General features: G+C 53.8%; 11 protein-coding genes. 5 read left to right on the forward strand and 6 right to left on the reverse strand.

From position 1 onward, the window contains the following. Positions 1-121: 121 nt before the first annotated feature. From BMW93_RS06850 to BMW93_RS06875, 6 genes are all read right to left on the reverse strand, one after another. On the reverse strand, positions 122-2,641 hold the full coding sequence (locus BMW93_RS06850) for a sodium:solute symporter family transporter (protein WP_090374437.1): 2,520 nt from the start codon (positions 2,639-2,641) through the stop codon (positions 122-124). Between the two features lie 96 nt (positions 2,642-2,737). Continuing rightward, on the reverse strand, positions 2,738-3,685 hold the full coding sequence (locus tag BMW93_RS06855; protein ID WP_090374438.1) for a dihydrodipicolinate synthase family protein: 948 nt from the start codon (positions 3,683-3,685) through the stop codon (positions 2,738-2,740). Positions 3,686-3,710: 25 nt separating this feature from the next. Beyond that, entirely contained in the window at positions 3,711-4,862 is a 1,152-nt protein-coding gene (locus BMW93_RS06860) for an exo-alpha-sialidase (RefSeq protein WP_090374439.1), read from the reverse strand. A gap of 22 nt (positions 4,863-4,884) precedes the next feature. Next, positions 4,885-6,357: a RagB/SusD family nutrient uptake outer membrane protein gene (locus BMW93_RS06865; protein WP_090374440.1), complete on the reverse strand. Its 1,473-nt coding sequence runs from the start codon at positions 6,355-6,357 to the stop codon at positions 4,885-4,887. Positions 6,358-6,368: 11 nt separating this feature from the next. Then, the gene (locus BMW93_RS06870) at positions 6,369-9,713 is read right to left on the reverse strand and encodes a SusC/RagA family TonB-linked outer membrane protein (protein WP_090374441.1); all 3,345 of its coding nucleotides are present in this window, start codon (positions 9,711-9,713) and stop codon (positions 6,369-6,371) included. Positions 9,714-10,487: 774 nt separating this feature from the next. Next, a complete protein-coding gene (locus tag BMW93_RS06875; protein WP_090374442.1) occupies positions 10,488-11,186 on the reverse strand; it encodes a FadR/GntR family transcriptional regulator in 699 nt (232 codons plus the stop codon). 404 nt (positions 11,187-11,590) lie between these two features. On the opposite strand from BMW93_RS06875, the gene BMW93_RS06880 reads away from it, so the two are divergent. The 5 genes from BMW93_RS06880 (at position 11,591) to BMW93_RS06900 (ending at position 21,614) form a co-directional block, all read left to right on the forward strand. Beyond that, positions 11,591-12,436 (forward strand): heme-binding protein, encoded by an 846-nt coding sequence (locus BMW93_RS06880; protein WP_229240230.1) that lies wholly within the window; start codon positions 11,591-11,593, stop codon positions 12,434-12,436. Positions 12,437-12,470: 34 nt separating this feature from the next. Beyond that, positions 12,471-13,667, forward strand: a complete 1,197-nt coding sequence (locus tag BMW93_RS06885) for an FAD-dependent oxidoreductase (RefSeq protein WP_090374444.1) — start codon at positions 12,471-12,473, stop codon at positions 13,665-13,667. An 11-nt stretch (positions 13,668-13,678) separates the two neighbouring features. After that, on the forward strand, positions 13,679-15,439 hold the full coding sequence (locus BMW93_RS06890; protein WP_090374445.1) for an FAD-dependent oxidoreductase: 1,761 nt from the start codon (positions 13,679-13,681) through the stop codon (positions 15,437-15,439). Between the two features lie 626 nt (positions 15,440-16,065). Next, entirely contained in the window at positions 16,066-19,194 is a 3,129-nt protein-coding gene (locus tag BMW93_RS06895) for a PVC-type heme-binding CxxCH protein (protein ID WP_090374446.1), read from the forward strand. Positions 19,195-19,307: 113 nt separating this feature from the next. Beyond that, complete coding sequence (locus BMW93_RS06900; RefSeq protein ID WP_090374447.1) at positions 19,308-21,614, forward strand: PDZ domain-containing protein; 2,307 nt, start codon at positions 19,308-19,310, stop codon at positions 21,612-21,614. Positions 21,615-21,622: the final 8 nt, after the last annotated feature.

A 21,622-nucleotide genomic window follows, 5' to 3' on the forward strand; every position in this document is an offset into this window, starting at 1 on the left:
CTCTGATTTGAAAAATGACTATTTTGAATAAACTGCCCCGTCACCGGTCCGGAGCCGGATCAGATGGCGGTTCAAAAGTAGGAGCGCCATTTTCAAATGCATTTGATTCAAATCACAAAAGTCAGGCGCGTTGAGTAACCGGTAGCAGTTTGCTGACCAGCCAGCCAAAAATCACACATCCGAAAATTCCCACGCCCGGGTACAGGAAGAAATGCAGCCAACCGTGGGCCTGGACAAAATACAGTAGCACCGCACTTATGAAAAACCCGACGAGAATGCCCGTGCTGTTAATGGAAGGAAAGAATATACCCGCCACAAACATGCCCGCGAGGCACCCGCCGAATATGCCGATCAGTTTCAGGTACTGGTCCCAGATGCTGTTGTTTTCCATAAATACCAGCCATATGGCAATGCCTATTCCCGCTGCGCCCAATGCGAGCGTGGTGTAGCGGGCGAAGCGGAAGCGTTGCAGGTCGGTGGATTTTGGAACAAAATGCTGGAAAAAATCGGTGGTGACCACGGTGGCGATGGAATTCATGGAAGAACTGATGGTCGACATGGTAGCGGCGAACAGGCCCGCTATGACCAACCCGCGCAAACCGGCGGGCAACTGCGTCGAGATGAACCACGGGAAAATATCGTCGGTACGGGCCATCGGGTTCAGGAGTTGCGGGGCCTGTTTGAAATACACCCATAATGCCGTGCCGACGAGGAAGAAGATCAAGGTCGCCGGGATGACGAGGAACGCATTGGTCCAGATAGACCGACGGGCCTCCGCCTCGGTAGGCGTGGTAAGGTAACGCTGCACCACCACCTGATCCGATGTATAGGTCACGATCTGCGTCAGGAAATTACCCACCAAAACTACCCATAGGACCGGCTCGGTAATGGCCCAGCCGTTGTTGACCATATGAAACTTACCTGCATCGCCCGCTTGCCGGAACAATGAATCGAAGCCGCCGGAGGCATTGGCAATGAAAAACAAACTCACAAACGCCCCGCCCAGCAGCACGCCGACCTGCATTACTTCTGTCCATACCACGGCTTCAATCCCGCCGGAAATCGTGTATGCGGTGGTAATGAGGCTGGTCAGTATAATGCAAAGCATGAGGTTCATACCGGTCACCGTACTGAGTACCAATGCAGGAAGGTAAATCACGATCCCCAATCTCCCTACCTGAAAAACCACGAAAGTAAAGCTGCCGACGAGTTTCACCGTTTTGTTAAACCGGAATGCGAGGTATTCGTAAACGCTGGTGATTTTCAGTTTCCGGAAATAGGGCAGGAAAAACCAGATCACGATCGGTGCCACTACGACGATCATCGCATTGGCGAAAATGTAAACCCAGTCGGTGGCGTAGGTTTTCGCAGGAATGGCGATGAATGTGAGCGCGCTCAGTTTGCTCCCGAAAATGCTCAGTCCGGCTGCCCACCAGGGGATGTTCTGTCCGCCCAGGAAAAAATCGTCGGTACTGGCGCCCATTTTGCGCGATACATAAATGCTGATGCCCAATACAAGCAGGAAGTAAACCGACACCACGCCCCAGTCTATGCCGTTGAATGTGCCCGTGTTCACTACCGGGGTGCCTGTTACCACGCGTGGTGTGCGAATGCCGGGTTGAATCTCGCCGGAAGGGATTACGAGTCGCCCTTCCCAGTTCACGAGTGGGGCGGTAACCGCCGCTTGTCCTCCCGTGAAAGTCCCTAACGGCGCCCAGGTGTCGGTAATGCTGTGGTAAGCCATGATTTCGTTGCGGAAACCCGGATGCTTTTCCCGCAGCTCCATCACCCGTTGCGCATTGGTCCCGTCGTCGCCGCCCACAACGAGCAGGTGCGATTGCCCGGCAGCATACGCAGGCGAGGGCGCGGCTGCCACCGCATTGGGGAGGTCGGCAATGCGTTTCCAGGTTTTGGAAACGGGGTTATAGGCAAGGCATTCTTTTAAATAGGTGCGTTGGGTCGTGCCGGTGGCAGCATTATGATGCAGTTCAACCCCGCTGAACAGAAAGAAACGGCCATCCTGGGCACCGGCCACGGCCAGCATGCGGCCATTGCCGGGTACAGGCGGGAGTTCGTTCCATTGTTTTTTAAGTAAATCAAATTCCCAGAAACGGTTCAGGGCATTGGTATCGGACGGCGCGCTGGTGCCGCCGGCGATATATGCCTTATCGCCGAGCAATGCGCCGGAGGCGTAAGCAAGCGGTAGCGGCAAAGCGGGGAGGTTCGTGGTGGAAATGCGGCCGTCTTTCCAGTTCAGATAAAATGCCTGGTTGTAATGCCGCGTACCGTCGGCGCCTCCGAGGCAAAAAATGCCTTGGGGAGTCGTGAGAGACACACCATAGCCCATTGCATGCGGCAGTTTGCCCACTTTCTTCCAGCTCCCCGACGGATTTTCCAGCACGAAAATGTCATCATACCACGTCTTCGGCGCGGTACCCCAGGGCCCGGCATTACCCGGAAAGTTGGCCCCGCCCGCGACGATCAGCGCATTGTTGCTCACGCCGGCATAGGAGCCGGCAAACCCCACGGCATCGGGAAGCGGTGGCAGGCTTTTCCATTGCAGAGGCGAAGGCCCCGGCGGCTGGGCATTGGAAATCATAGTTTTCAGGAAAATGGTCAGGAAGAAAAGGAAGCGGGTCATTGAGTCAGGCGTTGTCAGGAAATTGTCAGGAGTGGTCAGGAGTGGTCAGGAGTTGTCAGGAAATTGTCAGGAGTGGTCAGGTGTGGTCAGGCGTTGTCAGGAGTGGTCAGGAGTTGTGGTGGCTTCGCCTGTGTTTAGTTTTTTGAAAAAGCCTATATCGCTCAGCTGTCGATGCAACGCCTGGTACTGATCGTCGGGCAGGGTAACGAGCGGGAGGCGGCAGGGGCCCATATCGAAACCGAGCATTTTCATGACGGCTTTCTGGGCGGGGATAGGGGCGTATTGCACGACGATCCGCACCATTTCGACGCAGAAAAGCATTTGTTTTCGTGCCTTTTCGATATCGCCTGCTTCGAAATACTCCCTCACTTTTAAATAGAATGGCGCCGCGAAGTTGAACGTACTGCCAATACATCCCCTGGCGCCCATCGACAATGCGGGCAGGTGGTTTTCATCAAAACCATATAACACATCATATTTGCCACCCTCGTAGTTGAGGCATTCCTGGTATTCCCAGAGCGTTGAGGCAGTGTATTTAACACCGGCAAAGTTCGGGATCTGCTTTTCGGCAATGCGCATAAAATCAAGCACATCCACGGAAAAGCCGGTAAGTGAAGGGATGTGGTAATAATAGAATGGCAATTCCGGTGCGCCTGTGGCAATGTCGGTCATGCAGTCGGCGAGGTTTTGTACCGAGGTGGGTTTGAAATAAAACGCAGCGACCGAAGAAATGGCGTCGGCGCCTGCTTCCTGCGCGTGACGCGCCAGCTTGCGCGCCTCCGCGATGCTCGCGTGGCCTACGTGTACGATGTTGCGCAGGCGACCTTTGCCGGCTTTTATCACCGTTTCGGAAACCCGCATGCGTTCTTCGAGCGTAAGGTTGGGTCCCTCGCCGTTGCTACCGCAAATGAATATGCCCGAAATTCCGGTGCTGATCAAATGTTCGACCAATGCGGGCAGCAGCTCGTAATGCACGGAGCCGTCGGGGTGTAGGGGAGTGAAAAGTGCGGCAATGAGGCCGTCGGTGTGTTGGATGGTATGCATATGGATTGATAAACTTGAAATTCAGCTATTTGCGATCCCCGAACAGCCATTGCGGGGTGATGGTTTGGAGCACGATCTGCTCATAGGCACCGGTTTTCCCCGCCTCGTAAAGGCATAGGATATTACCGTCGGGCAATGCGGCCATGCTCGAATAGGCCGATGGGCCTGGGAAAATGGTCCGGATCACCGGCCAGGTTTTTCCCTCGTCGAAACTGGCACGTAACGTCAGGTTATGGCGTTTGGTGGTGCTGGCCGGGTTGAGGAAAAGCATTGCGCTAACTCCTTTCGGGCGCTGGTAGCGAATGATGGACGCCTGGCACACAGGCTCCACGAGCTCGGGAATGTCCTCCGGCGCCGTCCAGCTTGCGCCACCGTCATAACTTATGGATTGCGCGCGCCGCCCGCGACCGAAGTAGGAGCGCATGTTCATGAGTAGTGTGCCGTTTCCGTCCGCGACTTCCACCACCTGGCATTCATTCATTTTGGGTGTGATCGTGCCGCCGAGCTGCCACGTTTTGCCGTGGTCGTCGCTGTAAATGGCGTGGGCGCCGTATTCGAACGGGCCGTTGCGGACTTTGCCGTTCGGGTCGTCGTAGCTGAAATCGCAGGGGATCACGAGGCGGCCTTTGCGCGGGCCGTTTTTGATTTGTATGCCAATGCCCGGGCCGGTAGCGTACCAGCCCCATTCGGGTTTCTTGGTGGTTTGGGTTATTTCAACCGGTTTGGCCCAGGTAGCACCGTTGTCGGCGCTGCGGGAGAGCCATACCGTCCGGGTCGACTCGGATTTCTTGGTGATAATGTCTTTTTCAGGCACATCGCCACGGTTTTGCGTCAGCAGCAGGAGGATTTCTCCGGTTTGCTCGTCGAGTACCGGACACGGATTGCCGCAGGTATTCGTGCCGTCGTCCCAAACGACCGTCTGTGTGCCCCAGGTCTTGCCATTGTCGGTTGACCGCTTCATAAGCAGATCGATATCGCCCGCATCGCCCGCGCCATCCTTCCGGCCTTCGCAAAACGCGATCAACGCGCCGTTTTTGGCTTTGATCAGCGATGGTATGCGGTAACTTTTGTAGCCGCCCTCGCCCGCGCTGAACAATGCACGGGTCTCGGGAATCTCTTGCGCAAACGCCCCAGTGGCGCCCAGGACGATCAAAATCAGCAATGTCTTTTTTATCATATCAAAATATTAAAAATTATGCTCAATAGCCTTCGGTTTGCACTAGCTGGTTGTTATTGGCCAGTACCGTCGTATTCAGCGGCCAGAAAAGCGGCGTTTTTTTGCCGATCAGATTGGGCACGAACTGATATACATCGATGGTGCCGCCCTTATGGAACCGCACGAGATCGTACCAGCGCTTGTTTTCGAAATACAGCTCGCGGCCGCGTTCGTCGAGGATTTCGCGCTCGATGGCCGTTTGGGTTTTCGCGCCCGCGTAGGCGCCTGTCCCGGCCCGTGCGCGTACTTTGTCGAGGTAAGCAATGGCTTCTTCCAGCTTGCCAAGGCCTGCGTAGGCTTCGGCTTTCATCAGGTAAATGTCGGCGAGGCGGAAAATGATGACCTCGTTGTCGGAAATCCGGTCGTCGGAATATTTGGTACCGGGGTACTTGGTGATCCAGGAAATTTTCGGGCCTGAGGTTTGCCGTTCGGTAACCCAGGTGTATGGTATGCGCTTGTCGGTGGTGCTTTTGCTAAACAATGCCCGCGACGGCTGACTGATCTGATAAGCGCCCTGACCGGTAGTCGAGGTCTGGGTGTAAGGCAGGCTGTCGAGGTTGATGGCCCCCTGCACGATGGTCAGGAAGGGTAATGCATTTACGCCGTAGTTTCCGCCCGTTTCGTCCCGGCTGAAAAATGCAGAGAGGATCACCTCCTGGTTGTTCGGCGCACGGAGCCCGGTTACATTTTTGAAATCCGCATTCAGCGAAACGCCCGAAGCCTCCACCTCCGAAATGGCCGCGATAGCCGCATTGAAATCCGCATCGCCGCCGCCCAGTACCTTGGCGCTCCACAGGCTCGCTTCCGCTTTGAGCGCCTGCGTGGAGCCGTACGCGAAGCGGTATTTGCTCGGGTAGGAGCCGGCAGAGAAGTTTCCGATCGATTTGTACAGGCCGATCGCCTCGTCGAGGTCCGCCTGGACCTGCTTCATTACATCGATAGCCGGTGAACGCGCCAGGAGCGGCACATTCTCATCCGTCACGGCTTGCAGCATCAGCGGTGCATCGCCGATAATGCGGGTCAAATGGAAGTAGAAATAGGCGCGCAAACTGTATGTTTCGGCCAGAATACGCTTCCGCAGATCGGGATTGCCGGTGAATGGAAAGCTTTCGATCTTCGCGAGCAGCAGGTTGCAATGGCCGATGGCCTTATACCAGTCATTATAGTTAATGGCGCCGGAAGTAGGCGTAATGATCTGCGACCAGGCCACTCCGAAACGCGAGTTGGAGCCGGCGATCAGCTCTTCGCCGCGCTCGGTACCGTAGGTTACATTGTTGGCAAAAGTCCGCATATAGGTGTAAATCCCGGTCAGGTAAGGTTCAAAATCGCCTTCATTCTGAAAATAGACCGCTTCGGTGATACTCGACTGCGGTTTCACATCCAGCAAATTGTCGCAAGCGCTGAGGCCTACGAGGGCAAAAGCGGTTAGGATGAGGAATTTAATTCTTTGTTGCATAAGTCTTTTCGTTAAAATCTGAGCGTCGTTCCTATCGAAAACTGTCGCGGGCGCGGGTAGCCGACTGCATCGAACCCGGTATAGGTTTCCGGGTTAATGCCCTTGTATTTAGTCAGATAGCCGAGGTTGTACACGCTTACGAATACATTCATTCCGGTTGAACGGATCTTTTTGAGGATATTTTTAGGGAGATCATAAGCGAGTGAAATCTCTCGCAGAGCCAGGAAATTGCCTTTTTCGATCATCGCCGACACGTCCGAGCCGTAGCCGTTGTTGTTGCCCAATGTGGCGGAGCGCAGGTAGTTCCGCTGACCAAAATCGGCGTCCGCGAAGGAGAATCGGGCGTATTTCTTGCCGGTATCGCCCGGTTTCTGCCAGATATCCGGCCCTAATGCCTGCGAAGGAGCCCCTTCGTTAAATGCCCGGCCGGTACCGAGCGAACGGGCCAATGCGCCGTCGCTGATCATATGCCCGAGTGCGTAATCGACCGCGAAGCGGAGGGATAACGATTTGTAGGTGAATGTGTTCTGCATGCCGCCGATCTTGTCGGGGTTACGGTAGCCAATGAAAACCTGATCTTTGGTGTCGATCACGCCGTCGTTATTGATGTCGTCGAAGATGAAATCACCTGCGTGCTTGCCCGTGGCAATGCCGGAAGGAGAGGCGAGGTTGTCCTTTTTGGTGGCATTCCAGGCTTTGGCTTCTTCCTCCGTGGAGAACACGCCGAGGACCTGGTAGGCGTACAAGCCAAATGGCCGTTCGCCTTCGGCCAGCCCGCCGGCTTCGACGTTTTTCCCGGCGGCACGGTCGTACACGAGATCGCCGCCTTGCCGGTTTTTAGCCCGGCCGTTGTCGGGGAGCTTTTGGATGGTCGTACGGTTGAGGGCAAACGAAAAGTTGGAGCGCCAGGTAAATGCACCGGTTTTGATCACCGTCGCGCCGACCTCTATTTCCACGCCTTTGTTTTGCAAGGTCCCGTTGTTGTAAGTAATAGAAGGAAATGGTGCTTCGGAAGGCAGCGGCTTGGACTCTAACCTATTTTTGGTGAGTTTGTTGTAAAAATCAACGGACAATGTAACCCGGTCGCCGAAGAGAGAGGCGTCGAGGGCGAGATCGGTGGTTTCGGTCAGTTCCCATTTGAGATTCGGGTTAGAGAGATTAGCCCTTAAAATACCCGAACCCAATGCATAGGTCGCTGCCGAGTAGCCGCCGTAAGTATCGGTCAGGCTGAGGTCGCTCGATCCGGCCTGGCCCCAGCTGGCCCGGAGTTTGAGCATGTTTACCGGCGCTACATTCCAGAACTTTTCGCGGTGGATGTTCCAGCCCAGCGACGCGGAGGGAAACAATGCGTATTTGTTTTGAGGGGCAAAATTGGAGAAGCCGTCGTAGCGCAGCGCGCCGCTGAGGAGGTATTTGCCGTCGTAATCGTAGTTGAGCTGCCCGAAATAGCTGGCAGAGCGGCTTTCGGTAAGCGTCGTCCTGAAATCCGTGACATTGGTATTGATCACCCCATTGATGACCGACGTCGTAGGTTCGTTGATCGTGTAAATGTAGTCGCTCGTGGCACGCTGGGAGCCGATGTTGATGATGCTGTTGGTGGATTTGGTAAAATTGAAACCCGCCAGGAAGGTGAAATTGTGGGCGTCGCGGAGACTGAGATCGTATTGCAGGATCTGGTCGATCATCAGTTGCCTGAAATTGTTGGTATCCTCGTTCTTCTGGCGCTGGGTGGCAGGCTGTATTTCAGAAGCGGGCGTGCCTTTGCGCATGAGCATATAGCGGAAATCCTGCATTAAATAGGAGATCGCCGGCTTGTAACTCAGTCCTTTGGCTATTACCAGGTCCCCCGCGACCCGCGAAATGATCCGCTCGGTGGACGACCGCACGTCGTCGTATTTTAATGTGTGGAAACGGTTGCGGGTGGCGTAGTTTTCGCCGGGCGTGGGATTGCCGTCGTCCTTGTATATGCGTATGAGCGGGGTCAGGCGCGTGCCGCGCGTGAGCTCGTTCTGGAATGCTTCTACGTAATTGGGAAGCACATTCTGGTAATTCACCATGGCATCGATGCGGAAATTGTCGGCCGCTTTGAAACCGAAATTACCCAGGACATCGTACCGTTTGTACCGTGTGCCCGCGAATGTCCCGGCCTGGTTGGTATAGCCTGCCGATACATTGTAACCGGCCCTTTCGCTGCCGCCGTCGATGGACAGGTTGTGGTTTTGCGTTACGCCGGTGTTCCAGAGCATGTCCTGGTAATGGTTGTCGGCAAAGAGCAGCTTCGTGCCGGGGTTAATGGGGTCGTCCATTGTTTCCCAGCCGTTGGCGAGGAGTCGGTCGACGTATGGCTGGCCTTCCACGGCTACGATATTGTCGTACAATGCGGTGAGGTTGATATTGTTGCCGTATTGCCCGGGCTGAGTATAAATGCGTGTTCCGGCTGAGAAGCCGCCGTTGTTGAGCAGATTGTTTTTATCGATCGGGTCGAAAGTGTTTTGCACCGTTTTTCTGGCCAATGCGAGGTAATCCCTGGCATTCAGGTATTTGTAGTCGCGTGCATTGGTTTCCCAGGTGGTGCGGTGGTTGAGGGTGATATTGGCTTTGGTATTGAATTTTCCCCCTTTGGTCTTCACTACAATGACCCCATTAGCACCGCGTGCGCCGTAAATGGCCGTCGCGGCGGCGTCTTTCATCACCTGAAACGACTCGATATTATCCGGGTTAATATCATTCAACGACCTGAATACCCCATCGACAATCACCAGCGGCCCGCTCGACTCCGAAGTTCCCAGCGAATTGCCGCCGCTATTCCCTAACCCTGTGCCATAAACGTTAAGCTTCGTGCCGCCGCGGATGATGATGTTCGTCGCACCCGCGCCCGGCTGCCCGGAATTGAGGGGCACCGAAACGCCCGCCATCTTGCCCTGCATGGCTTGCACGGGGTTTGGGTTGGAAGTGTTTTTAAGTTCTTCGGGGGCCAGTTTCGATACCGCCGCCGTAGTTTTCGCTTTGGATTGACTCGTATAACCCACCACAACGACCTCGCTAAGTGCTTTCTCGCTTTCTATGAGGGTAATATCAATTTTCGAACGGTTTTCAATAGCAACTTCCTGCGGCTCGAAACCCACGTAGGAGAATATCAGGCGACCATTAGGAAGCGTCTGGATCGTATACTTTCCATCGGCATCGGTAGTGGAGCCCGAGGAGGTGCCACCGAGAATAATGCTTACCCCCGGCAGGCTTTCGCCCGTCCCGGCTGATCTGACGGTCCCGGTTACGGTCATCTGTTGCGCCATCGCCACCTCTCCCAGCAGCCACAACGCCCAGCCCAGCAGGACCACCGCGTAAACTTTCTTCATAGTATCGAATTTTAAAGAGTCAGGAATTTGATATGTTTTTTAGTAGTTATGTACTACATATTAACAAATGTAAATGCATTAATACTGAACATCCAAATATTTATTCAAAAAATAATGCAAAAAAGTGGCTCATGGTGTGCGTTTTACATTGTTGCACCATCTTAGCGGAGTTTCCCGGATCGTTCTCTGCAATCTGTTGACAGGCGGTTAACCAGTGGCGCTATTCAATTGTTGTTCCATCCCTGACGGGATTTCCCGGGTTGTTCTGGCGGCCATTTTTGCTACCAATACTACATGCCTGACGGCATTTGCAGTTTCAATCAAATATCGATGGTCAGGTAAGTCCTCATTTAAATCGCATCGCAATATTTGGCGTCTATGACGATGATACGCGCTTTCGCCAAATCGCGTCAGCGATGTAACATCGGTAGCAATCTCGGCAATGCATCAATTTTAAGAATCCCGTCAGGGATGTAACAACATTGGCAAACAATGCATTGTCGTTACATGCCCAAGGGCATTTCCGAAGCGGCGGGTGGTCATTGGTTTCTACCAATGTTACATGCCTGACGGCATTTGCGGTTTTTAACAAATATCGACGATCGTAAGTCCTCATTAAAATCGCATAGCAATATTTTGGTTTCTATAACATCAACACGCACTACCGCCAAATCGCGTTAGCGATGTAATATTGGTAGCAAAATGCCCTTAGGCATGTGACAACAATTCTAACGCATCACCCAAAACGGTTGCGCGGGGCCACGGGCGAACGGTTCAGGCTTTCAACCGGTCGAAATGGGGTTTTAAATGGGCTTTCATACCGCGGCGGAAATCTTCGGCGTCGCCGGTTTTCAGTATTTCAACCAGGTCGTGATGGGTCACTTTCCCGACCTCGGCCTGGCCGTTGACCTGGATTTCATAATCGAGCACGTATTCGAATACCGGCAGCAGCATTTTCTGGAAACGCATGTAGGTATCGTTGCCGGTCATCTGATAGAGCTTGCCGTGGAAGGCGATTTCGTGCTCCACACGGAAGGGTTTCTGATGCTTGTTGACCTCCTGGGCAACAATCGTTTCCAGCGCGGCAATGTCTTCCGGGGTTTTACGGAGGTAGATGAGGTCGGCCAGGCCCATTTCCAGCACCAGTCGAAGTTCGAAAATGTCCCTCAATGTGTTTTTGCCAAGGATCAGCGGGTCGAGCACGCGTTCGAGCGAGCCGAGGATATCCGGCTGGGTGAGCACCATCCCGCGTTTTTTGCGCGATTCGATCATCCCGAGCATGCGTAAGCGGCTGAGCGCCTCGCGTACGACATTGCGGCTCACGCCCAGCGCATCGGCCAGTTCCTGTTCCTTGGGCAATGCGTCTCCGGGTACGAAAGATTTCCGCTTCAAATACTCGCGCAGTCGCAATTCGACCATGTCGGTCATCGTGGAAGCCTCCAAAGGCTGGATATCGTTTTTCAGGTCACTCATATACAATGGCCGGAAGGTCCCGGCCTCAAAGGGATTTGAATGCAAAGCTAATAATTCCTTTTGTAGGACATAATGTAAGGTGGGGAATTTTCGTGGACCGCCGAAATGCCAACACCTCACCACCCTTAACTACTCCTGACCATATCTGACAACCCCTGACCACAGATTGCAGATCGCTGGATCGCCCACGCAAAAAAATCTTCGACCGTTAAATAAGTTCAAAAGTAGTATTGGTTTGGTTACAACTTATTTGACCTAGTTTGTCAAAAATATAAAACTAGTTCTATAAAACGACATGGTGAGATCCGGATCGGGGGCGGTGTGGCAGGTTGGTAACGATCGGATTGGCAGGCCGTGTGTACCCGGTACTCATTCTCTTTTTTCACTTAAACAATCATATCACCATGTTAAAAGTTACTAGCAATGCCCCCCAAACCACTCGCTTAGGCGGTTCGCCGGATGAAACCGTATCGATGTTCGGTCCGCTGACCGACCTGATCGGTACCTGGGTCGGCCGAAAAGGATGGAACCTCGTGGCGGTGCCCAACCAGAAGGGCGGTTTCCAGCTGCTGGTGCAGCCCTACACTGAAACATTCACGGTGACGCCATTGAGTACGCCCACGCCCAACCGCGGAACGCACACCGTTCAGCAGGTGCCTACTTTGCTGTACCACCTTTCCATTCACAGCAATATCGACGGCAGCTTGCTCCACGCCGAAAACGGTACCTGGCTGCTGTTGCAGGATTGCCCGGACGAGTTCAGCATTGCACGCCAGGCTTCGGTGCCGCACGGGGATTCGCTGCTGGCATTGGGTGGGTCGTCGGTGACGCCGGGTGCGCCTAACATCCCGGACATCAGTACATTACCGATTACCGGTCCCGGTTCCAAGCCGCTGGGCTATACGGACCCGTATCTTACGCCCATGGATGGTTTCAACAAAGTGAACCCGAATGCCACGCTGAGGGACGCGATTGCGGGACAGACCATCACTTCTTCGACCAACATTTCGGTCAGCACGGCCAATAAAGGTGGTATCACCAACATCCCGTTCATCGTTCAGAACGCCAATACGACCAGCTTCGAGGCGACTTTCTGGATCGAAACTGTGAAGAACCCCAACACGGGCGGCTCGTTCCTGCAACTGCAATATTCGCAGACTTCAATCATTGAATTCATTCCGCAGTTCCACGATCCCGCGAAGCTCATTCAATGGCCGCACGTGAATATCAATACCCTGGTGAAACAATAAGCAATTTTAAAACCTTCACGATAAATAAGATATTATGGCGCAACCGGCAGATCATCATTTCGATGTGATCGTGGTTGGGGGAGGGGCGATCGGCCTCTCCACCGGCTACCATCTGGGAAAAAGAAAAGCAAAAACGCTGGTTTTGGAGCAATTCAACTTCAAAAACCAGCTCGGCAGCTCGGCGGGCGTTTCGCGGCAGTACCGCATTCCGTACCCCGAGGAATATATGGTGCAAATGGCGCTGGACGCGCAGCCGTACTGGGACGAGCTGCAAACCCTGACGCCCAAGACATTGCTCGATAAAGTGGGTACGCTGTGGTTCGGTGACCCGGCCGTGCATTCCACCGAAGGCAATATCGCCGAGGCGGAGCAGGCGCTCAAAGCGTTGAATGTGCCTTACACAAGCCTGACGGCCAAGGAAATCGAAGCGAAGTATCATTTCCGCAATTTACCAGACACCTACACCGGCCTTTTCCAGGCCGACGGCGCGAGTATCGATTTCCGCGCAACCATCGAAACGCTCTATCAGGCCTGCGAGCGCGACCCGTACACGACCCTGCACGAAGAATCGCCGGTGACGGACATTGCGCAGGACGGCAAGTTGTTCAATGTAACTACTCCGAAAGGGGTTTTTACCACTGAAAAACTGGTGCTGGTACCGGGGCCGTACGTGGACAGCGTGATCAATCTGCTCGGGTTTAAGGTCGCGGCTACTTATTGGAATATGTCTTCGTGTTATTTCAAAAAGACCGATCCTTCGATTCAGTACCCAACCTGGTTCGTGTTCCAGAACGCGATCGGCTCGAACGGGAACCAGTTTTATGGCTTTCCGGGCGTGGTATGGGACCATCCGGAGTACATTCGCGTGGCACCGGACTTTGTGATCGACCCGCTTGATAGCCCCGAGCAGCGCACGCTCGTGCCCAACCCGCAGGAGCTCGCGTATACGTCCGAATGGGTACGCGACCACATGACAGGCCTCGACCCGACGCCCTATTTTACGTCTACCTGCCTCATTGCGCTCAGCAAGATCGCGAACAAGGAGCTGCTGATCGATTTTGCGCCGCCTTATGTGCCCAATCATGAAAATATCGTCGTGTACGCCACCGGCTGGGCCGCCAAGTTTACGCCGTTTTTAGGCAAAATACTGACTGAAATGGCGCTAGACGGCCATTCTACTTTCGATATCTCGCCATTCAAGCTGGGTTACAATTATTTCAAAGCAATTTAAAAACCATCAACATGAACAAAAACACGCCACTAAACAATGGGATGAAGCCCGGACTCGGGACAGAAGTTGCGATCATCGGTGCCGGAACATCGGGCCTGTACAGTGCCTACCGCCTTACCGACGTCGGCAAATACACCGGCGATCAGGTGCAGATCTTCGATATGAGCGAGCGCCTCGGCGGCCGCCTCGAATCGGTGATTCTGCCAGGGATGGATTTCTGGGGCGAACTGGGCGGTATGCGCTATCTCACGTCGCAGGAGATCGTGACCACGCTCATCGAAGGTTACCCGCTTACCGAAAAGGACCTCAGCAAGCGTACCCCCGTGCTCAAAGACCACATGACACCCATTCCATTCCCGATGGGTAACCCGGCCGACCTGCTTTTTTACCTGCGCAAGGAACGTTTCAAGCAAAATGCCTGGAATGTGGCACAGGACAATGGCGAAAAACTGGTAACCCGCTACTATCTCAACGACGACGACATTGGTTTCAGCTCCGACCAGCTTTTCAACAAGATCATTTACGACGTGCTCGTGGCCGATCCCTGGTACGTAAGCAACTTCCCTGGCCTGGCCATCAAGAACGGGGATTATGACTACGAATTCAAACTGACCAGCGAAGATTGGGACCAGGTGAAACCCGGGCTTACTTACCATTTCCCCGGATCGCCTTACGACGGTCGCAAGGTGAACGACCTCGGTTTCTGGAACCTTATTAAGGATCAGGTTTCGCAGGAAGGTTACAATTTTGTGGCGAATGCGGGTGGTTATTATTCCAACACGATCAACTGGAATGCGGCGGAAGCATTTCCTTACATGGTAGGCGATTTCTCGGCGGATGTGACGTACAAAACGATAGAGGAAGGTTACGACAGCATTGCGTACGCGCTCGCGAACCAGTATATGGGCATTCCGGGCGCGTGTATCTGGTCGGAAAACAAGCTGCTGACCTTCTCGAAAGGCCACGACCAGCGCGACCAATACCGCTACGAGCTCACGTTCCTGAATATCCCGACCAATCAGATCTGGCATGCCTATGCCAACCACATTATCCTCGGTATGCCGCGGAAGTCGCTCGAACTGCTCGATCAGCAGAATTTCTTTTTCAATTCCAACGAAAACACCGTTCTCGACCGCAACATCCGCTCGGTGATCATGGAGCCTGCATTCAAAATCCTGATGGGCTTCCGCGAGCCATGGTGGAAAAAGCTGGGCATCGACTCCGGGCACTCCATTACCGACCTGCCGATGCGCCAATGCTACTATTTCGGCACCGATCCGAGCAATGATAACTCGATGCTCCTCGGTAGCTACGGCGATATGGAAACCGAAACATTCTGGAAAGCGCTTTCGGATGATACAGTACTTTTCAAAGTGAGCGCGGCGGAATCGGCCTCGCTTGCGGAGCTGAAAGCGCTTGAAAGAGAGCAGGCGACGCAGTTGATGGTGAATGAAATCATGAACCAATTGCGCGAACTGCATGGCGCCGAAGTGGAAATCCCGGAACCATACGTGACCTATTTCCGCGACTGGTCCGACGACCCGTTCGGCGCCGGGTACCATGCCTGGAAAGCCGGCGTGGCGGTTTGGAATGTGATGCCCTACATGCGTAAGCCGGATGGGGACGAGAACATTTATGTCGTTGGAGAGGCCTATTCCGATCAGCAAGGTTGGGTGGAAGGGGCATTTTGCGAGGCCGAAAAAATGCTGGAATCGCATTTCCACCTCCTGCGGCCGGATTGGCTAAGCAATACGTACTACATGGGCTGGTAATCAGCGTAGTAGTGTACGAAAGACAGGCAAGAAAAAGGCATCCCGAATGAGATGCCTTTTTCTTGCCTTAATGGCTTACATTACAATAATGTCAGGTTTCATAGCTGCTTTCGTTTTACCGTGGTGGTCTAAAAGTTACGTAATGTTACAGATTTTAGTCCACAATTTCAAACGTATTCCCCGATTTGAAAATACCTTCCTTGATATCATGTTTTGAGTATGTTCTGACAAATACACTGCCCAAACCAGTAAGTTCATGCTTGCATACCAATCTTAGTTCAACGATATAATGCTCATTGTCATTAAGCATGGTCGAAATGTCGTCTGTGGTGATAAACCAGAGCGCGTAGTCGGATTTTTCGCCTGCCCATGAATGATTGGCAGAAGACTCGCTGCTCTAAGAAGATTAGGGTTTCGTTCATAATACCGGTTGATGATAGTTTTGAAGGGTAACTACTTTTTTTAATCGACGTGTAACTGGTATAAGGCTGCTGGCGGGAATCCTTATTTACTCATTTATTGATCGGCTGGTACCAATGAGTTGCCGTTTACGGTAGATAACAGCGCATAGTTTGCTTTGATAAATCTAAGTCACGGAAAACCCGGATCATCAAACCCCGCTCTTTATGATCGCTGTCAGACATTCCTTTGTTGTGCTTTGCATTGTTGTTGCTACGAGTATTGCACCCGCCTTAGCGCAGGATAAAACGCATTCCGTGCGCACCGGCGCCAATACGCCCGAGCAGGAATTGGCCGGGTTTCATGTGCCGGAAGGGTTTGTGGTCGAACTGGTTGCCAGTGAGCGGGATAGCGTTTTCAAGCCCATTGATATTACTTTCGATGATGCGGGCAGGCTTTGGACGCAGACGGCCAGAATGTACCCGCTCGACCCGATTTCGGACATTCAATGGGAAGATCTCCTCAAACTCATGGACGATGAAAAGGCCCAGCGTAACCATCCCAATTTCAAACGGGTCCTGCGGCTTTACAAAGGCGAAACCAGGGGTACCGACAAGGTTATCGTCCTTTCGAATATTTACGGAAATGGAAAAGTGAAGCCTACCGTTTGGGCCGATGGCCTGACGATCCCGATGAGCGTCCTGCCGTACCGCAACGGCGCGTATATCGCCCAGGGATCGGAGCTGTTTTTTATGGATGACACCGACTACGATGGCAAGGCCGACCGGCGCGTGCCGCTTTTCACGGGTTTCGGGTTCACCGACTCGCACACGATGGCGCACGTGCTCGTGCGGGCGCCGGGGAACTGGATCCATTTCAGCCACGGCGCGTTAAACAAGGGGCGCGTGAGGTCGCTGGTGAGCGGGGATAGTTTGAAAATCGATTTTAGTAAAATAGCCCGTTTCACGCCCGACGGCCGGAAAATGGAGCTGGTAAATGCGGGGTTGAACAACATCTGGGGCTTTCAGCTGCGGGGGAACGGGCAATGGTACGGTTCGGAAGCGAATGACCTCGGCTATTCCGTGGTGCCGATGGAACCAGGGACGGCATTTCCCGGCCCAGGAAATGAAAAATTGAGGTCTTACCAGCCGTTTATGCCCGCTTTGCATTCATTCCGGGTGGGTGGTACGGGTATTTCGGGGACGGCGTTTGCGGATGACGCCTCGGGCTCGTTTCCGGAGGCGTTTCGGGATGTCGCGTTTCTTGCGAACCCGATTACGAGCACCATTAATGCCGTGAAAATTGTCAGGAATGGCGATGGTACCGTTTCTGCCACGCATTTGCCCGATTTGCTTACCTCCGACGACGACTGGTTCAGGCCGGTGAATATGGAGTTCGGGCCGGACGGCTGCCTGTATATCGCGGATTGGTACAACAAGATCGTCTCGCATAACGAGCTGCCCACCACGCACCCCGACCGTGACAAGACCCGCGGCCGCATTTGGCGGATACGTCACGTGAGTCAGCAACCGAGGGACATTCCCGATTTTTACAGAATGCAGGTTTCCCGGTTGCCGGAATACCTGCGCTCACCGTCGCTTTGGGCGAAGCGGGCCGCCTGGCACCAGATCGCCGACCGGCCAAAAGCGGAAACGACCGCGCTCATTTCGGGCATTACCGCCATTGCAGCCGACCGCGCTGCCGACGATGCGACCAGGATACACGCACTCTGGTGCCTCGAAAGTTTGCAGTATTACGATGCGGCATTGATAAGCAGCATGCTGGCCGACCCGCACGATAATGTCCGGCGCGAGGCTGTTCGGTCATTAACCGGTTTTAAATTGAATGGTACCCAAATCGCAACGCTTGTGAAGGTTTCGGCAGGTGACCCGGACCATCAGGTGCGTTCGCAGGTATTGCGCACGCTGGGTGAGGCGGCGGAACTGGACGTCAACGGTATTGCCCTGCTGGTCGCTGCCTGCAAGCCCGAGCTACCGGGTGATATGCTGGGCGGGCCTTATGAGCGGCGTTTTGAAAGGTTTCTCGCACGAATGGCCCTGGAAAAGCATTCGATGGCATTGAACCGTTTCATTTCCGGGCCGGATGTGGCCGGAGTACCCGTCGAAAACCTGCTATGGGCGACACAGGCATTGCCCAAAAACGATCGCGATGCGGCGTTCATTCGTTTCTGGCCCGAAGCACACATCGAAAAACTCGATGAGCCTACCTTTATCAGCATGGCCGCGATGCTGTCCAATAAAAATATCGCAGCGATGATGAAGCCGGCTTTTGAGACACCACAGGCGACGGAATATGTTCGTTTCGCGATCCGGAACCAGGCGCAAGTGCAGTCGACCGAGTTAAATCGCCTGCTGACTGCGCCGGTATCGCGGCTTTTGAAGAGCGATGATCAGGCGGAGATCGATCTTGGTCTGGATGCGGTGGGCAGGTTTGGGATGCGTAATTCGGTGGGGCAGGTGCTGGCCGTCCTGGACCGCGATATGCCGGCGGCTTCCGTGAAACTGGCGTTGCGTGCGATCGATGCGGACCCGGTTTTAGGAAAGAATGCATTGGTTAAAACAGTGAATAATGCCAGCTACGGGTTTGATGTACGGACGACGGCATTGCTGGCGCTGGCAAAGGCCGAGCCAACGGCAGCGCGACTGGCTGCGGAAAAGTGGGTACCCGGGCTGGATGTCGTTGAAAAAGGCGAGTTAGTAAAAATGCTGCCGTCCTCACCAGCTGGCGCCGATCTTTTGATGTACCTCATTAAAAATAAACAACTCAACGGAAGCTCCCTGGACGTGCCGACTGCCGAAAGGCTGGTAGCCGTTCGGCGGAACCCGGAAACGACGGGCCTGCTGAGTAGAGCAAAATCCGTGGAAACGGAGAAGAAAAAAGCATTTAAAACGAGGTTACACAAATACATGACCGTGGCCGCACAGCAAAAAGGCGACCAGGAAGCGGGAAGGGCGTTATTCCAAACCTGCCTGAACTGCCATCAGGTAGGAGGCAAGGGACAGAACATCGCGCCGTCGCTCGATGGCTCGGCGAACCGGGAGACCGAAGCATTGCTGACGGCCATTCTCGATCCCGATGCGGCCGTCGAAAGCGGCTACACGGTGTACCGCGTGACTCAAAAGGACGGGACGAATTTTGAAGGCTACCTCGTGAGCCAGGACAAGCGCGGTACCACGCTCGCTTTCATGGGCGGGGCAAAGACCTTTATTCCCTCAGACCAGATCAAAAGTCAGGGCGCACTTGGTGGCCGGTCATTTATGATCAAAGGACTTATAGATACTTACTCTGACCGGCAGGTGGCCGATTTGTTGTCCTATATCCGTACATTGAAATAGCAATTTATATTAATTCAGAAGGAAGTATTGGCCGGTACTGACAGTTTCGGTGTTTTTTAGTTATGAATAAAAAAATTAAAGGGCTGATAACGATTGTATTATGCGCTGTTTGCATGGCGTTTACAAACTCATTGACTGCGGCTGATATTTACATTTCGCCAAAAGGTAATGACCGAAACCCCGGTTCCAGGGAAAAACCGCTGGCGACCCTCGAAGCGGCCCGTAATAAGGTGAGAGGAATGCGGGGTGCAGTGACCGTATTGCTGCGGGGAGGTACTTATTACCTTTCCAAACCGGTCATTTTCGGGCCGGAGGATTCGCGCGGGGAGGGGCAGGTATTGACCTACAAACCCTATCCGGGCGAAAAAGTAACCGTCAGCGGGGCAGCAATTATTCCGGTTAAGTGGCTGGAATACAAAGGGAATGTTAAAAAGGCCGCTATTAACGGCGAATATATTTTCGATCAGCTTTTTGTGGGGGGCAAAAAGCTGCACATGGCCCGTTATCCGAATTTCGACCCGAATGCGAGCCATTTCGGAGGTTACTCGGCCGATGTGCTTTCTGCCGCTAAAATCAAATCCTGGAAAAAGCCCGACGGCGCATTCATCCACGCGATGCACAAGCACGAATGGGGCGATTACCACTACCGCGTTACCGGCAAAACCAGCGACACCACGCTCGCTCTCGAAGGCGGTTACCAGAACAACCGCCAGATGGGTATGCACGACAAATACCGATTCATTGAAAACCTGCCTGAAGAGCTGGATGCACCGGACGAATGGTATTACGATGCCGGTTCGCGCACGCTTTACGTGTATGCGCCAGGGGATGCCCGCGAGGTGCTGACGCCGCAAATCAGGCATTTGTTCGAATTCCGCGGCTCTGCTCAAAAGCCCGTTCGTAACATTCATATCGAAGGCTTCGAACTGGCCCATACCCTGCGCACTTTCATGGAAACCAAAGAACCGTTGCTCCGCAGCGACTGGGCTATTTACCGGGGTGGCGCCGTATTGCTCGAAGGCACGGAGCATTGTGCCATCCGGAAATGCCATTTCAACGCGGTCGGCGGAAACGGGGTGTTTTTCAGTAATTATAACCGGGGCGGTGAGGTATCCGGTTGCCATTTCGAGGAAACCGGTGCCAGTGCGGTATGCTTTGTAGGCGACCCCGGCGCGGTGCGTTCGCCAAGCTTTGAATACAATCAGTCGGTGGCTTATGATCAAATGGATAAGGTGCCCGGCCCGAAAACCGACGATTACCCGGCCCAATGCAGGGTGTACGATAACCTCATGCACGGCCTCGGGCGCGTGGAGAAGCAGATTGCCGGCGTGGAGATTTCGATGAGTATGGATATTACCGTGAGCCACAACACCATTTACAATATTCCCCGCGCGGGCGTTAATGTGAGCGAGGGTACGTGGGGAGGCCATGTAATCGAATTCAACGATGTATTTGACACGGTGCTCGAAACGGGCGATCACGGCTCGCTCAATTCCTGGGGCCGCGACCGGTTTTGGCATCCGGTGCGCGAGCGAATGGACAGCCTCGCCGCCGCACACCCCGAGTTGATCCTCCTCGACGCGGGCAAGACGGTCGTCATCCGCAATAACCGTTTCCGCTGCGACCACGGTTGGGACATCGATCTCGATGACGGTAGTTCCAACTATCACATTTATAATAATTTATGTCTGAATGGAGGTTTGAAGCTGCGGGAGGGTTTTCAGCGTATTGTTGAAAATAATATCATGGTCAACAACTCTTTTCACCCGCACGTATGGTTCGCGAAAAGCGGGGATGTGTTCCGGAAAAACATTGTCACCAAGCCTTATGCACCCATTCGCGTGAATGAGTGGGGCAGGGAAGTGGATTATAACCTTTTCCCCGATCAGCAGTCGCTAGAAAAGGCCCGCCAGAATGGTACGGACGCGCATAGCCTCGCCGGCGACCCGATGTTCGAGAATGCCGCCAAGGGCGATTACCGGGTGAAACCGGGCAGTCCTGCGTTGGAAATGGGGTTTGTGAATTTCCCGATGGATCAGTTCGGCGTCGTTTCACCTGAATTGAAAAGCAAGGCAGCGCCGATACCGCTTCCGGTAATCAAAAAAGCGGCTGACGGGAAGGCTGTGGCCGAAATGGCCTGGCTCGGTGGCAAGCTACGGAATGTGAATGGCCTGGGCGATCGCTCGGCTTACGGATTGCCCGATGAAAAGGGTGTGGTAGTAGAAGCGGCGCCCGAAAACAGCATTCTCGCACATGCAGGCATGAAGCCGGGCGACGTGATCCGGGTGCTTAATCAGCGCGAAATTGGTAATATTGCCGAACTGACGGATGTTTTTCAGGAAATCAACTGGATGGGCCATGGCGAAGTAGAGTTCATGCGCAACCAGTCAATGCAGAAACTCAATGTATCTTTTAAATAGAAACAACG

The sequence above is a fragment of the Dyadobacter sp. SG02 genome (assembly GCF_900109045.1).
Classification (GTDB): domain Bacteria; phylum Bacteroidota; class Bacteroidia; order Cytophagales; family Spirosomataceae; genus Dyadobacter.

Bases quoted from the DNA above. Each gene is read 5' to 3' on its own strand.
- BMW93_RS06850 (WP_090374437.1), bottom strand. From the start codon at position 2,641: ATGACCCGCTTCCTTTTCTTCCTGACCATTTTCCTGAAAACTATGATT.
- BMW93_RS06855 (WP_090374438.1), bottom strand. From the start codon at position 3,685: ATGCATACCATCCAACACACCGACGGCCTCATTGCCGCACTTTTCACT.
- BMW93_RS06860 (WP_090374439.1), bottom strand. From the start codon at position 4,862: ATGATAAAAAAGACATTGCTGATTTTGATCGTCCTGGGCGCCACTGGG.
- BMW93_RS06865 (WP_090374440.1), bottom strand. From the start codon at position 6,357: ATGCAACAAAGAATTAAATTCCTCATCCTAACCGCTTTTGCCCTCGTA.
- BMW93_RS06870 (WP_090374441.1), bottom strand. From the start codon at position 9,713: ATGAAGAAAGTTTACGCGGTGGTCCTGCTGGGCTGGGCGTTGTGGCTG.
- BMW93_RS06875 (WP_090374442.1), bottom strand. From the start codon at position 11,186: ATGAGTGACCTGAAAAACGATATCCAGCCTTTGGAGGCTTCCACGATG.
- BMW93_RS06880 (WP_229240230.1), top strand. From the start codon at position 11,591: ATGTTAAAAGTTACTAGCAATGCCCCCCAAACCACTCGCTTAGGCGGT.
- BMW93_RS06885 (WP_090374444.1), top strand. From the start codon at position 12,471: ATGGCGCAACCGGCAGATCATCATTTCGATGTGATCGTGGTTGGGGGA.
- BMW93_RS06890 (WP_090374445.1), top strand. From the start codon at position 13,679: ATGAACAAAAACACGCCACTAAACAATGGGATGAAGCCCGGACTCGGG.
- BMW93_RS06895 (WP_090374446.1), top strand. From the start codon at position 16,066: ATGATCGCTGTCAGACATTCCTTTGTTGTGCTTTGCATTGTTGTTGCT.
- BMW93_RS06900 (WP_090374447.1), top strand. From the start codon at position 19,308: ATGGCGTTTACAAACTCATTGACTGCGGCTGATATTTACATTTCGCCA.